This is a genomic window from Flavobacterium sp. LM4 (genome assembly GCF_002017935.1).
In the GTDB taxonomy this organism is placed as follows: Bacteria; Bacteroidota; Bacteroidia; order Flavobacteriales; family Flavobacteriaceae; genus Flavobacterium; species Flavobacterium chungangense.
The window spans coordinates 2914711-2933170 of sequence record NZ_MUFW01000001.1 but is presented as its reverse complement, the minus strand read 5'-3'; the positions used below and the strand labels follow the sequence as shown (position 1 = coordinate 2933170).

Below are 18460 nucleotides of genomic sequence, written 5' to 3'. Positions count from 1 at the left end.
CAAAATTAAATTTTGTCTGATTTTTTCCTAAAATTTTAAGTTGAATAAAATTTAATATTGTCATTTTAATTTAAAACGACAACTTAAAATTAAAAGTATTTTTTGCTTTTTCTTCTTACATTTTATTATTAAGAATTATTAAATATGGATAAATAGTCTTTTATTTTTTTGCTATCCAAAAAAATAAAGAATCATTATTGATAATACCCTATTTACATTTCCTTTAAAATAAGCATAAAACGCTGTATATATTATTTTTACACGTATAATGCTACAAATTTGATAGTTTTTGCATCATTTGTAGTATGTGAAATTTATGTTAAGACTCTATTTTTGGATTAACAATATTAAAATTAACTAAAAACATTATTAACAACTTTAAAACAATTTATAAGCATGAAATGAAAACAATTTATTTATTGAGTATCTCTTTTTAAAATCAAAAATTAAACAGTAAAATATGATTTGAGAAATCTAAATTAAGAAGAACTTATTATTTAGTGACTTTCGAAATTTAAGAGTATAAATAAACTATAGTCAATATTAATAAATAACAACTTTACATCCAGACAATTATTTAACTAAACAAAAAACCAATTAACTATGATGTTAAAAATAAAATTTGCAATAATCGCATTGCTAATAGTTAGCACTCAACATGTGATGGCACAATCAAAGACCATACAAGGTGTGGTTACGGATCCTTCAGGAGTTCCCTTGCCTGGCGCCAGTATTAATGTACAAGGCTCAAAAAATAGCGCATCAACAGATTTTGATGGTAAATACTCTTTACAAGGAGTAAATGATACAGACAAAATAACATATTCATTTGTAGGTCTAACTTCACAAACAATTACCGTTGGTAATCAGAGTGTCATTAATATTAAACTAGCCGAATCCACACAAACCTTAAATGAAGTTGTAATAGCTTACGGTACACAAAAAAGAACTAAAGTAACCGGAGCAATTTCAGTAGTAAGTTCAAAAGATATAGTAGCAGTGCCTATTACTAATGCTGAATCGGCTTTACAAGGTAGAGCTGCTGGGGTTAGCGTAGTAAATGGTGCACCAGGTTCAAGCCCTACGGTTAAAATTCGTGGATTAGCTACAATGAATAATAGTGATCCTTTATATGTTGTTGATGGAGTTTTAGTAGGTAACTTATCAGGATTAAATCCAAACGATATTGAATCTATGTCTGTTTTAAAAGATGCTTCGACAACGGCTTTATATGGTTCAAAGGCTTTTAATGGAGTTATTATGGTAACTACTAAAAAAGGGAAAAAGGGTCCTGGTCAATTAACTTTTAGTTCTTATGTCGGAAGCCAAACTGTTACCAAAAGATATGATGTTTTAAACACACAGAAATATGTTCAGTATGCGAACGATTTAGGAAGTAACTTAACTGCAAGAGCTGCTGAGTTTGGCAATATAAATACCAATTGGCAGGATCAAATATTTCAGAGTGGATTAATGCAGGATTATAATTTAAGTTTCTCAAATGGTTCTGAAAATTCTTCAAGTAGATATTCCGCAGGATATTTAAAACAAGAAGGTACCTTAATTGGTACAGGTTTTGAACGCTATTCTTTCCGTGCTAATAACACACAAACAATTGGTAAGCTAAGCGTTGGAAGCAATATAGGAGTATCTTTTAGTACTACGAATCCGGAGCGTAGTGCCGGAGGAAGAACTTTATTAGAGCATGCTATTAAAATGGCTCCATATTTACCGGTTTACAATTCCAATAATTTAGGTGGATATCAGGGTCCTTCAGCAGCTGATGGACAAGATGCTGAAAATCCTGTACGTGTAGCCAATCATGGATACCAAAAAGTTAACGGAGTATCTATAATTGGGAACATTTTCGCAGAATTAGAAATCTACAAAGGATTAAAATTCAGATCACAGGTTTCTTTAGATTATTATTCAACCAGAGACCATACATTTGTGCCTAGTTTCCGTGATGGATCAGCACATTTTCAGGATTACTCCACAACAGCAGAAATAAATTCTCAGGGTCAGACTATTGTGTTTGATAATGGTTTAACTTACAAGACTACCATTGCAGATAAACATAATATTGAAGTATTAGGGGTAATAACTAAAATTGAGAATAAAAGCCGAAATGTAACAGCAGGAAGCCGTAACTTAATTTCTGATGAAATTGATCAGTTAAGTCTTCAGAATGCTAACTTAAGTTCAAATAATTTTGAGACAAACAATCTAGGTTATATCGCCCGTATTAATTATGATTACGATGATAAATATCTTTTCGCAGTTTCAGGACGTAGAGATGGTTCATCGCGATTTGGAGCTAATAAACGCTATGGTAATTTCTACTCTATCGCTTTAGGCTGGAACATCGCAAAAGAAAGTTTTATGGAAAATTCTATTTTCAGTACCTTAAAGCTTAGAGCATCTACCGGAACAACAGGAAATGATAAAATTGAAGATTATCGCTATAGCTCTAGTTTAGCTACTAATTATACATATCCATTTAATGGACAGGCAGGAATAGGTACAACTTCAGGAAGTGCTGCTAATCCAGATTTGCAATGGGAGTCAAAATTGGACAGAAACATCGGTTTAGATTTTGGTTTATTTGATGAAAAAATCACTGGATCTATCGAATATTTTAACAATAAAAGTAGTGATATCCTTTTTGCAGTACCACTTGCCGCTTCTACTGGTTCTCCAGGAGGAACACAAATACGAAATATTGCTGATGTAAAAGTAACCGGATACGAAGTTACATTGGGATACAATGATAGAAAAGGTGATTTTACCTGGTCTGCAACAGCGAATTTAGGTACAAGCAAAAACGAAGTTACAAATTTAGCGCCAGGTGTAACTAGTGTATTAGGCGGCCCATCAGGAAGAGCTGGTTTAGAGCAATTCTCAAGATTAGAAGTAGGTCAGCCATTATTCTATTTCTGGGGTTATCAAACTGATGGAATTTATCAAAACCAAGCAGAAGTAAATGCAGTTTTAGCTCCTGGTCAAACTACCTTCCAGCCAGGTGATATTAGATTTGTTGACCGTAATGGAGATAAAGTAATCAATTCAGAAGATAAAACAAACATTGGAAATCCATATCCTGATTTTACATACGGTTTAAACCTTACAGCATCATATAAAAAATTCGATTTTAACTGCTTTATTAGTGGAGTATCCGGGAATGATGTTTTTAACTCAAATAAATTTGACTTAGAAGCAATGCAGCGTTTGTTTAATTCTGGCACACAAGTTTTAGACAGAGCAGTTGTTGTAAATGGTAGTGTTACTAATCCATCTGCTACATTGCCAAGAGCACTTGGTGCAAGTCAAAACTGGGCATCAGCCAGTCAACGATATGTTGAAGACGGTTCTTATACAAGATTAAAAAATATCACCATAGGATATACATTTTCAGGAGATGCATTTGCTAAATATTTTTCTAACATAAGATTTTATGTAAGTGGGCAAAACCTTATCACTATTACAAATTATTCTGGTCTTGATCCTGAAATTGCACGTGTGGATGCAAATTCAAACTCGGCAGGTATTGATATAGGAAGATATCCACAACCAAAATCAGTAATTTTTGGTCTTGAAGTTACATTTTAACATATAAAAGATAATGAAAAAAATAAAATATATATTTGTAGTATTGTCCGGAATTTTGGCCATAAATTCATGTGACACTAAGGATTTAGAATTAACTAATCCAAATGCCTTGTCTCCTGAAACTTTCTTTAAAACGAAAAATCAGGTACAGTCTGCTGTAAATGCCTGTTATGCCAACTTGCAGACAAGAGGACTCTATGCGCGCCATATTTTCTTTGCATTAGACCTTATGTCTCAGGAAGCTAAAGGAAATCCACAATTAGAAGGTAATAAAGTTCCTTTTAGCAATTTTACTTTTGATGCAAGCAGCGACATTATTCAGTACTTTTGGGAAACGTGCTTCTTAGGAATATCAAAAACTAATTTTGTACTGGATAATGAAGAAAAAATTCAGGCTTTACCTAATTCCATTTTAACGCAAGAGCAAAAAAATAAATTTTTAGGTGAAGCTCATTTTCTAAGAGCTTATTATTATTTCCTTTTAGTACCTCGTTTTGGCGATTTACCTATTTATACTACGCAGACTACTGAAGGTAAAGCCAGAAGCTCAAAAGAAGAAGTTTATAAACTGATTGAAGCTGATCTTGATTTTGCTTCCAAAAATCTTTTAAGCAAAACTGTAGAAGATAAAGGAAGAGCAACAAAAGAAGCTGCTTTTGCTTATCTGGGGAAAGCCCTGTTGTATCAAAAAAAGTATGATGAAGCTCTTGCTGCTTTTAATAAAGTGACAGGATTTACCCTGGAAACTAATTTTTACAACAATTTTATGGATGAAACGGAACATGGTCCTGAATCTATTTTCGAGATTGAATACGATGAAACTCTTGGAGTAGGTGATAAATGGGGAAGCGATACAGCTGGAGATGGTGTTGCAGAATCAACTCTTAGAGGCCAGGAATACGGAAATCTGGGATGGTTCAACGTATATCCATCAGATAATTTACTGGATGAATATGAAGCAGGAGACAAACGTTTTGGAGAAACTTTTTATGTTCCTGGATCAAAATACAATAAAGGGGCCAATACAATGACAGCTGCTAATTTTACTTCTTCAGCAGGAATTAGAAGAGCAGGATGGAAAAAATATCAAAACTACTACAAACGTACAGATGAAAACTTAGACTCAAGTATTAACTTCAAAGTTATGCGTTACTCAGATGTTTTACTTATGAAAGCTGAGTGCGAAAGCTTAAGAGCCGGAGGTGTACAATCCACCGCTATTGGTTACATTAATGAAGTGCGTTTTAGAGCAGATGTACCATTGTTAGCAACTACACTTACAAAAGATCAGGTTTTCACTGCCCTTGTTCATGAACGTAAAGTAGAATTAGCTGGCGAACAAGTTCGTTTTGATGATATTATTAGATGGGGTATTGCAAATACAGCGCTTGCCGGAACTGGTTTTCAAGCTGGTAAAAGTGAGTTATGGCCAATACCAAACAGAGAAACATCTTCTAATCCGAATATAAAACCAAGTGATAATAATCCTGGTTACTAAAAATTAAGTTAGTTAGGTTGAGTTAGTATTTGAAAACAGCGCATGTTAAGTGCGCTGTTTATTTACTTTCTACAGTTTATAAAATAACTTAAAGCATATTTAATAAAGTAATTAGTATACTGACGGTTTTATATGAAAAGAATTGCATCACTTTTTTTAATCGTAACATTGTTTTACAATGTTTTAGGATTTTATATCATGTTTGCTGAACAACAACAGCAAGTGTGGGTGAATGCTATGGAAAAAACTGACAACGCAAATTTTGAAATAATTGAAATTAAAATTAACCCCTATGCTTATGTTGTAGATTCTGGCTTTGAAGAAGTTAATGAAGACTTAGTAATCGAAAATAAGACCTACCATGTTTTTAAGAAAAGAATCCTAAACAATGTTTTAAAATTATATTGCCTAAAGAACTCTCACCGAGAGGTTTTGAGTAATGATTTAAAAAAAATTGTCGACAGTCAAATATTTGATACCGACTCAAATAAAGAAAATCCAAGTAAAAAATTGATAAAATCCTTTATTCAGGATTACATTCCTAATGATACAATTAATTTAGTAAGTACTACAACTAAATTAGTTTTTCCTGTTACTTTAAATTCATACAGTCCAAAAGAAGATCTTCTTTCCGGATATTTTACTACCAATTACCCTCCTCCAAATATGGTATAGTATTTCCTGGTGTTAAAATATAAATAGCCTTTTTAATCAATCATGCTCTTGCATTAAATCTTTAGTTTTTAACTTAAGACTGAATTGTTTATTTAAGATTTTGACATACAACACTCAATTAATTCTAATTGAAAGAAAACTATCAAAAAACCATATAAAACCACCAAAATGAAAATTCATAAATTACTATTTAAAGTACTATTATTTGGTACTTTAACTACATCCATATTTGCTCAAACCAAAGAGAGTAAAACTAAAATTAAAGAAACAACAGGAGAAAACAATATGGCCTATAAATGGTCAGAAATAGCAGTACTTGCCACTGGTAATGATACCGATAGATTTAAACCAAGACCAACAGTAACTTCTCGTTTTCTTGGATTGACATTTGTTGCAGTTTTTGATGCCTGGAGTCGTTATGATCAAAAGGCAATTCCTGTATACTTAAAAGATACCGAAAGAAGACCTAATAAAGAACAGACACTCAAAAATAAAGAGATTGCTATTAGTTATGCAGCCTATAATGCATTATGTGAATATTACTTTTCAGACAAAGATATGTTTGTCGCTTTTATGGTCAAATTAGGCTTGGATCCTAATGATAAATCACTCGATCCTAAAACGCCTGTAGGAATAGGAAATTTAGCCGCAAAAGCTGTAATTGAAGCAAGAAAACATGATGGATCAAATCAATATGGAGAAGAAAATGGTTCGAATGGAACTCCCTATTTTAACTATGTAAACTATAATCCAGTCAATTCTCCAGATGAAATGATTGATGTAATTCATTGGCAGCCAAAATATTTTTCAGATGGAAAAGGCGGTAAGTTTGCGCCAGGCTGTGCCACTCCATTTTGGAACAAAGTAAAACCTGTAGGATTAAAATCTGGTGATCAGTTTCGCCCTATACCTCCACCTGCATTGGATTCAGAACAACTTAAAAATGAAGTTAAAGAACTACTTGATTTACAATATAATCTAACCAACGAACAAAAAGCATTGGTAGAATTTATGCGTGATGGTCCAAAATCAGTACAACAAGCCGGACATTGGTTAAAGTTTGCCCAGGATGTTTCCAGACGTGATAAGCATACTTTAGATCAGGATGTAAAAATGTTTTTCTATAATCAGGTAACTGCAATGGATTGTTTTATAGCGTGTTGGGATACAAAAATGTTTTATGATTTTGCCCGTCCTTATGCTTTAGTACATCATTATTATAAAGATCAGACTATAAAAGCCTGGGGGGGACCTGGTTTTGGAAATATAGAAATGAAAGGCCAAGACTGGAGACCTTACTCACCAGATATTTTTTTATGTCCCGCTTTTCCGGGTTATGTTTCCGGACATAGTACAATTAGTGGCGGTTGTGGTGAAGCACTAAAATTATGGACCGGAAGTGATACTTTTGGAGAATCTGCAACATGGAGCACTCCAGGAGCAATGACAGAACCAAATAACATTGGAAAACCTGTTGTACTTAAATTCCCAACTTTTACAGAAACAGCAAATATGGCGGGGATTTCCAGAGTAATGGGAGGCTATCATATTCAGGCAGATAATGTTGAAGGACTAAAGCTGGGCAGAAATGTGGCCCATGAAGTCTGGAAGTTCTATAATCTTCATATAGGAAACAAAAAATTCGATAAATAATAGCACGATTAACACAATCTAAAATGTTTTAATTATGAAAATTAAACAGTTAACATTGCTATTTATACTATCTATTTTGTTACAGTCATGCGATTATTTTTCTAATCCTAATGACAAGATGGTTAAGATTTTGGAGGCCAGGAATAGAATGTATGATGTTAGAAAAAATCCATTTGCTACAAAAGCAGAAATCCTTTATTTTGATTCAATAATAAAAAATTCCTATGAAGGACATTTAAAATTATATAATGAAATAAATAAAGGAAATGCATTATTAAAACTCGGTAAAGAATCAGAAGCAGTCTCAATTATTGAAAGTGCAATCAAAAGACAAAAAGCAATTGATGGCAGAGATAACCCTCAGTCATTAAATTTTTTAGCAATTGCTTATATGAGACTGGCAGAAAAACAAAATTGCGTCAATTACCATAATCCGGAATCGTGTATTATTCCAATACAAAAAAGTGGAATTCATACTATACGTCAGGGTTCTCAAAAAGCAATTGAAATTTATAAAAAATTACTGGATATAAATCCTAATGATTATGAATCGAGATGGCTGCTGAATATTGCTTATATGACCATAGACGGATATCCCTTGAATGTTCCCAAACAGTGGCTGATACCTAATCTAAATAAAGATAATTCAGGATATACAATAAAACCTTTTATGGATGTTGCTGCAAATGTTGGCATAAAAACCAGGAATATGTCTGGTGGAGTTATTGTTGATGATTTCAACAATGATAATTATTTAGATATTGTGACCTCTGACTGGAGTCTGGATGGAGTCATGCATTATTATCAAAATGACCAAAAAGGGAAATATATTGATTATTCCAAAGCATCTGAAATAGGGCGTTTCAAAGGAGGATTGAATATGATACAAGCTGATTATGACAATGATGGCGATACCGATATTTTTGTTTTGAGAGGTGCCTGGATGCGTAAATTCGGAAGACAGCCTAACTCGCTGTTACGTAACAATGGTGATGGATCTTTTACTGATGTAACTATTAAAAGTGGGTTGTATTCTGAATTTCCTACTCAGGCTGGTACGTGGAATGATTTTAATAATGACGGCTATTTAGACTTATTTATTGGTAACGAGTCATCACATGATGAATCCTACCCTTCTGAATTGTATTTGAATAATCAGGACGGAACATTTACCAATGTTGCCCATGCTGCTAAATGCGACGTTGTCAGTTATATAAAAGGAGCAACATCAGCAGATTATGATAATGACGGCGATATTGATTTATTTCTTTCCGGAATGGATAAAAGGAAAATATTATTAAAAAATACAGGAATCAAAAATGGTATTCCACAATTTATAGATGCTACAGATCAGGCAGGTTTAGCAGGAATCAATGTAATGACTTTTCCAACATGGTTTTGGGATTATGATAATGATGGCTGGCAGGATATTTTTGTCTGTGGCTACCAATATGATGGTTCTATAGGAGGAGAATTTGCAATGGAAGCATTGAATATCCGTAATAATAGCAGCAAAATGTATTTGTATCGCAATAATCATGATGGCACATTCTCAGATGTTTCTAAAGCATCAGGGCTAAGTAAGACGGTATTTGCAATGGGGTCCAATTTTGGTGATATTGATAATGATGGTTTTTTGGATATGTATCTCGGAACAGGAAATCCAGATTATAAATCTCTAATTCCTAATAAATTATTTAGAAATATGGGTGACGGAAAATTTGCTGATGTTACTGTTTCCGGGCGGGTAGGGAATTTGCAAAAAGGTCATGGCGTAGCCCTGAATGATCTGGATAATGATGGAGATACAGATATTTTTATAGAAGTTGGAGGTGCTTATGCAGGAGATGCTTTCAGTAATTCCTTATACCTGAATCCTGGTCAAAACACTAATCGCTGGATAAAATTGCAATTAGAAGGTACAGACAGCAACCGTTCTGCTATTGGAACAAAAATAAAAGTCAGTTTCAGGGAAAATGGTGTTTCAAGATCTGTATACAGGATAGTAAATTCAGGTGGAAGTTTTGGGGCATCAGCCTTAAGAATGGAAATTGGAATTGGACAAGCGAGAATTATTGATCAAATTGAAATTACCTGGCAAAAAAACCAGAAGAAGCAAGTGTTTAAAAACATACAGCCAAATCAATACATTAAAATTACAGAGGGAGAAAAAAACTTTTCAAAAGTAAATATTAAAAAAACAGTTTTTCCAACTACCGGAGCAAAATCCTCTATTTGTATTTGATACAGTAAATGGGAGTTTTAAACATTTAAGAGATAAATTTTATTATTATAAAAATGAAAAATACAAAAAAAATAAAAGTAGTTTTTTTTAGCCTGTTAAGCTTATTATTGCTTGTTAGCTGTTCTGATAGAGAATCAGATGAAGTTATATTTTCTTCTTTGGACCGTGCTGATACAGGAATTGATTTTAGCAATAATCTGACAGAAAATGATTCTTTGAATTACTTCACCTACAATTATATTTATTTGGGAGGAGGAGTTGCTACAGGGGATATCAATAATGATGGCCTGGTAGATATCTTCTTTACCGGAAATCAGGTATCAAATAAATTGTATTTAAACAAAGGGAATCTAAAATTTGAAGATATTACCAAAAAAGCAGGTGTTGGAGGCGATACGCGTTGGTACAATGGAGTAACTATGGCAGATGTAAACGGAGATGGTTTTTTAGATATTTATTGTAGTGTAAGCGGAAAGTTTGGTCCAAAAAACAATCAATTGTACATCAATAATGGCAACGGAACCTTTACAGAAAAAGCTAAAGAATACGGAATTGATGATATAGGAAATAGTGTTCAGGGCACCTTTTTTGATTATGATAAAGATGGTGATTTAGATTTATTTGTAGCCAACTACCCGCCTACAAAATTCAGCTCCGCAACCCGGGACTATGTACAGATGATGCTTCATGTCAAAGACAATGAAACAGGACATTTATACCGAAATGACGGCAATCATTTTGCTAATGTTACCGAAGAAGCAGGTGTAAAAGCTTATGGACTGTCATTAAGTGCAACAATTGGTGATTTAAACAATGACAGCTGGCCTGATATATATGTTTCAAATGATTTCAACTCACCCGATTTTATGTACATCAATAATCAGGATGGTACTTTTAAAGAAGTGGTAAAACAAGCAATGGCACATAACTCTTTCTACGGAATGGGTGTCGATATTTCTGATTTTAACAACGATGGAAATCTAGATGTTTTTCAGGTAGACATGGATGCGAAGGACAATCGCCGTAAAAAAGCGAATATGTCCAGTATGAATCCACAGCTTTTTTGGGACGTAGTTGATGCCGGTTTTAATTACCAATATATGCACAATTGCATGCAGCTCAACACAGGAGTAAATGAAAACGGAATTCCGCATTTTGGCAATGTATCCCGCATTACAGGAACCTCATCTACTGACTGGAGCTGGGGACCTTTATTTGCGGATTTTGATAATGACGGTAACAAAGATTTGTTTGTAAGTAACGGAACCCGAAGAGAAATTAATAATAATGATTTCTTTAATAAACTGGAAGCTTTAAATTTAAAACCAAAAGACTTACTTAAGAAAACGCAGGAAATTCCTTCTGAGAAAATTGATAATTTCATGTATCAAAATAAAGGAAATTTAAATTTTGAACAAGTAAATAAAAAATGGGGAATTGAATACAAAGGCTTTTCAAATGGTGTAGCTTACAGCGATTTAGATAACGATGGCGATTTAGATTTGATAGTAAACAATATCGATGATTATGCCTCTGTTTTTGAAAACTCAAGTTCTAAAATCAATAATTACATCAAGGTAAAATTCAAAGGAAATTCAAAAAATACTTTTGGATTAGGGAATCGTGTGTATATAAAAACAAAAAAAGGAACCCAAATGCAGGAACTTACCTTAACAAGAGGATTTCAGTCATCTGTAGCTCCCGAATTGCATTTTGGTTTAGCAAAAGACAAAACAATCGACGAGGTAAAAGTAGTCTGGACTAATGGCAAGGTGCAAAAGTTATACAATGTGAAAGCTAACCAAACGCTAAACTTTAAGGAACAGGATGCCAAAGAAGAAACAACTGCAAAACCAATTGCAAAAAATGCTCTTTTTGCAACAGAAAATGGAGTTTTCCCCGTATTTAAACACGAAGAAAATAAATACGATGATTTTAAAGATCAGGTATTGCTGCCTCATAAAATGTCTACTTTCGGACCTTGTATTACTGTAGGAGATTTAAATAAAGACGGTCTTGATGATTATTTCATTGGAGGATCTTCTGGCTACACAGGAAAAATATTTTTACAAACTTCAAAAGGTTTTACTGAAAAAAATATTCCGGCGTTTGAGGAAGATAAATTTAGTGAAGATACAGGAGCATTGATTTTTGATGCTGATAGTGACGGCGATAATGATTTATATGTTGTGAGTGGCGGTTATGAGTTTTTAGTTAACGACCCGAAACTGCAAGACAGATTATACCTCAACAACGGAAAAGGAGATTTTACCAAAGCTTCAAAAGGAGTGTTGCCAATCATGTTAACGAGTGGTTCAAAAGTATATGCAATTGATTATGATAAAGATGGGAAACAAGATCTTTTGGTATTAGGAAGACAAGTTCCGGGACAATATCCTTCACCTGCCAAAACTTATTTGCTGCATAATATTAGTACTGCAACGCAACCTAAATTTGAAGTTTCTAAAAAATCCCCTAAAGAATTTGTCAATTTAGGAATGGCAACAAGTGCTGTAATTACCGATTTTAATAATGATAAACTAGCCGATATTATTGTTGTGGGCGAATGGATGCCAATCCGTGTTTTTCAAAACACGAAATCTGGTTTCAAAGAAGTTACAAAAAACATGGGCTTAGTGATGATACAACCGGTTGGTGGTGGAGCATTCAGCAAGGCGATTTTGACAAGGATGGTGACATGGATTATATTGTTGGAAACAATGGTCTGAATTATAAATATCAAGCTACTCCAAATGAAACCTTTGATATTTTTGTAAAAGATTTTGATAATGATAAACACAAAGATATTGTGTTAAGTTACTATAATGATGGTAAGCAATATCCAGTACGTGGTCGTGGCTGTTCCTCTCAACAAATCCCAAATATCAAAAAGAAATTCAAGGACTACGAAAGTTTTTCACAAGCTACTTTGGTCGATGTATACACAGAAAAATCACTTAAAGAAGCCTTGCATTATAAAGTAAAATCTTTTGCAAGTATCTATCTGGAAAACAGAAATGGAAAATTTGTCATCCATAAACTACCTATTCAGGCACAGATTAGCTGTATCAATCAAATAGCGGTTGATGACTACGATAAGGATGGAAACCTTGATGCTTTAATTACAGGGAATATGTTTAATTCTGAAGTGGAAACACCAAGAAATGATGCAGGTCATGGTTTGTTTTTAAAAGGAAATGGTAAAGGTGCGTTCCTACCTGTCTCAGCAGTTAAAAGCGGATTCTTTACTCCCGGAGATGTTAAAAACATGGAAAAAATTAAAGTAAAAGACAAAAATTACTTTCTCGTAACCAATAACAATTCGTTTTTGCAAAGTATCAGAATTAATTAGGCTTCCTACAGACAGCTGTGATAGTTATTGTCTAGGACAAAATTGATTTGCTGATTTCATGTGAAAAGGAATTTTAACTTTCAGATGTTAAGTTAATACAGTACTTACAAGATCAAAAAAGATCTTGTAAGGAATTGTTTTTAGATACTATAAATTAGTAATTCAATATTTGAAGACCCAGACTGTTTGAACAGGCAATTTTGAAATAATTCAAAAAACTATTTCAATTTAACCAAGAACCTTGTTTATAATATTCCATGTTTTTTCTAAAATTTTACCTGCGATATTATCTGCCATAATTTTTCTTTTGGAAATATGACCAATCAGGACTAATTCATTTAATGAATAGTAGTCTTTATAAACATTGGGCAATTTTATTGTAATGATTTTGTATAAACAAAATAAGACATCAATATTTTTTATGCTCATTAAAACAACTAAAATCATGAAAAAAATACCATCATTATATACTTCATTTATTTTTACAGCATTTATTTTAATCACTTTTCAAACAGAAAAAACCATTGCTCAGGGTTGTGTTGCCGTTCGGCAAATGGGTGGACTTTTTATGAATTCTGCCAGTTCTTATAATTTAGACAAAGGAGAATTTCAGGTAGGGGCAAATTACCGTTATTTTCATTCCTGGAGACACTTTGTTGGTAAGGAAGAACAATTAGAACGCCAGACTACAGGCGGTGGTCATGACGAAAATGGTGTGGAGAGAGGCAATGCCGTAAACATTTATTCACATGCGGTAGATTTTAATTTTTCATACGGAATAACCAACAGAATCCAGATCAATGCCACTTTGCCATATGTACATAATGAACGTTCTCAGGTTTTAAGGCAAGCAACTCCTGTAAAAGATACTCTTCGATACAGTGTTTACGCACAAGGTTTTGCAGATGCAAGACTAAGTGTTAACTACTGGTTTTTTGACCCAAAAACGGCTCATAAAGGCAATTTAATGCTAGGATTAGGAGTAAAATTAAACACTGGCAGCCATGACAAAATGGATGATGCACCACAAACAGATGGAACAACAAAAAGTGTGATAATGGATCAGGCTATTCAGCCAGGAGATGGCGGTGTTGGAATTTCAGTAGAGGCACAAATATTCAGGCAGTTAACGGGACGTTTGTACGGATTTGCAAACGGATATTATTTATTTAACCCTAAAGAATCAAATGGCACATTTAAATCGGCTCCAAAAGCAGGTTTAGAGGGTTATGAAATTTATGCCTGCCCAGACCAATATTTTGCAAGGGCCGGTGTATCTGCAGCAATAGACAAAAAAGAAAATTTTAATGTTTCGCTGGCCGGAAGAATTGAAGGCATCCCTGCTTATGATGCTTTTGGAGGACAGGTAGCTTATCGTCGCCCTGGATATGTTATAGCGATAGAATATGGTTTTTCTTATCATGTAGGAAAACATAATTTCAGCTTATTTATTCCCTATAATATCGTAAAAAACCGTATCCAGAGTGCTGCCGATATCGCCAGTCAGGATTTACAAAATTCTGTTATTACCGATCCAGCCAAAAAAGTTCATGTCCAAGGGGATGCTGCTTTCGCAGATTATTCTATCAATTTAGGATATTCTTACCGATTTACTTTAGGTAAAAAGATGAAAGTAACCATGCCATAATAACATATAGAAATGAAAACTACTTTTAAATTTTTCTATTTCTTATTAAGTAATAAAATAGGAACGCATGGTGTCAGCTTAATGCGCATTGCATTAGCGATAATTTACATTTGGTTTGGAATTCTGAAAATCTTCGGAGTCAGCCCGGCGGGCGATTTAGTAGAAAAAACCGTTTTTTGGTTTAAACCAGAATTTTTTATCCCAATACTTGGAGTTTGTGAAGTCTTTATTGGATTAGGGTTACTTGTTAGGAAATGGATTCCGGAAACAATTCTGCTGCTTTTATTGCACATGATAGCAACCCTCACTCCTATTTTTATGCTGCAATCCAGCTGTTTTGAGATCTTCCCTTACGAACCTACGCTGGCGGGTCAATACATTATTAAAAATCTTGTTTTGGTTGCGGGTGCACTTGTTATCTCCGGAAAATATAATGAGGATTATTATGCAGCAATGAATTTGGAAAAAGAGCAGGACAAATTCGGAGTAACTACGCAATCAGGTAATCATCAAATTTTAAACAAATAATGGGATGTTTCCAGAAAGTGTTGAGCATAGCTGCTACAATAAAAATACTGACTAACTACTGCCTAATTTAAATTTTAATATTAAAATCAATATTTATAATATGTTATTAGAAAAATATTTAAAATTACTGCTCAGTTTTTTCTTTTTGCTTAGTACACAGATCTATGCGCAACAGCAAAATTTGAAAGGGGTAATTGTAGATGCCAAAGACAATATGCCATTAATTGGCGCAACAGTTCTATCTGAAAATAAAGAAATTACTACTAATGAAGATGGAGAATTTGTTATTGAAAATCAAAAATTACCATTTACATTAAAACTGAGTTATATCGGATATACGACACAGGAAATTGTGGTACGCTCTTTTGATTTATTAACAGTAAAATTAATCAAAGATTCAAATCAATTAGATGAAGTCCTGATTTCGAGTGGCTATTTGTCTCAAAAAAAATCTGAATTTTCAGGTTCTGTATCCACAATTTCAGCTAAACAATTACAAAACCGTCCTTCTACCAGTTTTGATCAGTTGTTAGGTGGTCAGGGAACAGGAATTGATGTAATTCAATCTACAAGTGTATTAAACAATACGCCTGTTATTCGCGTTCGGGGTTTAAATACGATTACATCGGGACTTTTTCCTTTGATAGTCGTAGACGGTGTGGCTGTTTTTACCGGCTCATTGGGTGGATTTGTCGGCAATAATCCGCTTTCTGGGATTAATCCTAATGATATTGCCTCTGTTGATGTATTGAAAGATGCTTCTGCTTCCGCAATATATGGATCCAGAGCTGCAAATGGTGTTATGGTAATTACGACCAAAAAAGGTAAAAATGGCAAAACTAAATTCAATTACAACAGCTGGTTCAGCCGAAGTACTCCTTATAATTTGCCTAAATTATTGAATGCCGAAGATTATACCATGATTAAAAATGAAGCCTTGGTTAATGCAGGCAAAGCTCCCGGTTTTTTCCTTTCTAAAAATGCTGATGGAAGTACCGTAGATACAAATTGGTATGATGTGGCTTACGAACCGGGCTTTTCGAGCAATCATAACATTAATGTTTCCGGAGGCAATGAAACGACTCAATATTATTTTTCAGCAGACTATACCAATCAAAATAGCTTTATAAAAAACAATACGTTTCAAAATTACATGACACGATTAAACCTCAGTCATGACGTCAACAATTTTATTAGGGTTGGTGTTAATGTTTCTTACAGCAGGGCAAAAAACGTAGGTCCAAATACGGGTGCTGTAGCAGGTAATACGTTGTCTTCATCAACTTATAACACAGAGTATATTACCAATGAACCTTTAGGAAGAATGACGTATGTCTTACCTCCAAATGTACCGGTTTACAATCCTGATGGTTCGTATAGTATCCAAAACGGAATAAGTGTGGGCTATGGTGCCAATATTCCGTCTATTATCGGTACAATTAATGCTTATAATTTAGCAATGGTTCAGGAACTTGATTTAACTACTTCAATTAGTAAATCGCTTTTAGGGAATATATATGGAGAGTTTGATATCACTAAAAAAATAACTTTCAGAACCAGTTTTGGATTGAATACTATTGGATTGGAAAACAAATTATTTTTAAATCCAATTCACGGAGGAGGAGCGTCCTACAACGGTGTAGCAACCAATATAGCAACCGATTTATCAAGAACAGATTGGGCGAATACCATTACGTACAAAGATTCTTTTAATGAAAATCACAATTTCATGATCCTTGTAGGTTATGAAAGAATTAAAACAGCTATAGAGAGTTGGGGAGCTTCACAAAGTAATATTACCGACACTTATTATAAAAATTACCAGGGAAGTTACGCTAATATTTCGCCTATTGGCAATGACCTTTCAGAAAATGCTTTACTCTCTTATTTTACCAACTTAAACTACAATTTTAAAAACAAATATTTCCTGACTTTAAATTATAGAATTGATGGTTTATCGGCTTTATCCGAAGGAAACAAATACGGTAATTTTGGAGGTGGATCTGTTAGCTGGAATCTTCTGGAAGAATCCTTTTTTAAAGATTCAAAATTAAGCGGCTTTCTGAATAACTTAAAACTTAGGGCCAGTTATGGTATTGTTGGAAATAGCGAAATAGGAAACTATCCTGCTATCGGAACCTATAATTCATCTACTTATGGTGGTGCACCAACCTTAGGATACTCTCAAACTGCCAATCCTGATCTAAAATGGGAAACAAGTTCAAAACTCGATTTAGGACTGAATTTCGCCATGCTAAACAATCGCATTTCCGTTGAGTTTGATTATTACAATAACAAAATCAGGGATTTGATTCTAAAAACGCCACAAGCACTTTCAGCAGGAATTCCAAATAGTTATATCAACGAAAATGTGGGCGGAATGTACAATACAGGTTTTGAAATCGGAATTAATGCACTCGCTGTTACTGCCAGAAATTTCAATTGGAATGTCAATTTGAATCTTTCCACACTTAAAAATAAGGTGACTTCATTAGCAAGCGATGTATTTGTGCCAAGTGTATTTGGAGTACAAAATATGACCAGAGTAGGCTATTCTATCGGATCTGTTTTTGCGGTGCCTAACAAAGGTGTAAATCCGGAAAACGGTCAGATGGTTTTTATAAACAGCGAAGGTAAAGAAGTACAATACAATCATATTGGTTCTCCAAAATGGACGTATCTTGATGGCAGTGCCGCTCCGGCAATTGACAATTATAAAGATGGTGTCGTGCAAGGGCCTTCATTACCAAAACTGTTTGGAGGATTAAACAACACTTTCAATTACAAGAATTTTGTTTTAGCAGTAAATCTAACTTTTGCTCAGGGAAATAAACTTTATAATGGAACACGCGCCACCAATTCAGATCAGCGTTATTTTAACAATGGGGAATTTATAAAAAACAGATGGACAACACCCGGCCAAAAAACAGACATTCAAAAGTTGTATTATGGTGATAATGTTTCGGCGGGTTTTTCATTTTCAAGCACTTCAAAAGTAGAAGACGGTTCTTTTGTAAAACTTAAGAATGTGTCTCTAGGATATAATGTGCCTCTGGAACTTTCTTTCCTAAAAAATACATTCAGCTCTATTTATGTGTATTTACAAGGTAATAACTTATACACTTTTACCAAATACAGAGGTTCTGACCCCGAAGTTTCTATCAATGGAAACTCTATTAATTCAGGAAAAGATCAAAATGTTCCTCCCAACGCTCAGGTGTATACTCTAGGGTTGAATATTGGATTTTAATT

The 18460-nt window shown here is 33.9% G+C and carries 10 protein-coding genes; all 10 read left to right on the top strand.

Features of this window, described 5'->3' with window-relative positions; translation table 11 throughout:
* Positions 1-603: 603 nt before the first annotated feature.
* Positions 604-3609 (top strand): TonB-dependent receptor, encoded by a 3006-nt coding sequence (locus BXU10_RS12840; RefSeq protein WP_078227653.1) that lies wholly within the window; start codon positions 604-606, stop codon positions 3607-3609.
* Between the two features lie 13 nt (positions 3610-3622).
* Entirely contained in the window at positions 3623-5107 is a 1485-nt protein-coding gene (locus tag BXU10_RS12835) for a RagB/SusD family nutrient uptake outer membrane protein (RefSeq protein ID WP_078227652.1), read from the top strand.
* Positions 5108-5239: 132 nt separating this feature from the next.
* On the top strand, positions 5240-5782 hold the full coding sequence (locus BXU10_RS12830) for a hypothetical protein (protein WP_078227651.1): 543 nt from the start codon (positions 5240-5242) through the stop codon (positions 5780-5782).
* 168 nt (positions 5783-5950) lie between these two features.
* Entirely contained in the window at positions 5951-7435 is a 1485-nt protein-coding gene (locus BXU10_RS12825) for a vanadium-dependent haloperoxidase (protein WP_078227650.1), read from the top strand.
* Between the two features lie 34 nt (positions 7436-7469).
* The gene (locus BXU10_RS12820; protein ID WP_078227649.1) at positions 7470-9680 is read left to right on the top strand and encodes an FG-GAP-like repeat-containing protein; all 2211 of its coding nucleotides are present in this window, start codon (positions 7470-7472) and stop codon (positions 9678-9680) included.
* A 53-nt stretch (positions 9681-9733) separates the two neighbouring features.
* A complete protein-coding gene (locus tag BXU10_RS12815; protein ID WP_223255433.1) occupies positions 9734-12409 on the top strand; it encodes a VCBS repeat-containing protein in 2676 nt (891 codons plus the stop codon).
* Positions 12379-13032 carry a hypothetical protein gene (locus tag BXU10_RS25265; protein ID WP_223255432.1) on the top strand — a complete coding sequence of 218 codons (654 nt, stop codon included), beginning with the start codon at positions 12379-12381 and terminating at the stop codon, positions 13030-13032. The genes BXU10_RS12815 and BXU10_RS25265 overlap by 31 nt, the downstream gene beginning before the upstream one ends.
* A gap of 445 nt (positions 13033-13477) precedes the next feature.
* Positions 13478-14680, top strand: coding sequence for a hypothetical protein (locus BXU10_RS12805; RefSeq protein ID WP_078227647.1), 1203 nt, complete (start codon positions 13478-13480; stop codon positions 14678-14680).
* Positions 14681-14692: 12 nt separating this feature from the next.
* Complete coding sequence (locus BXU10_RS12800; RefSeq protein WP_180907726.1) at positions 14693-15208, top strand: hypothetical protein; 516 nt, start codon at positions 14693-14695, stop codon at positions 15206-15208.
* A gap of 100 nt (positions 15209-15308) precedes the next feature.
* Entirely contained in the window at positions 15309-18458 is a 3150-nt protein-coding gene (locus BXU10_RS12795) for a SusC/RagA family TonB-linked outer membrane protein (protein ID WP_078227646.1), read from the top strand.
* Positions 18459-18460: the final 2 nt, after the last annotated feature.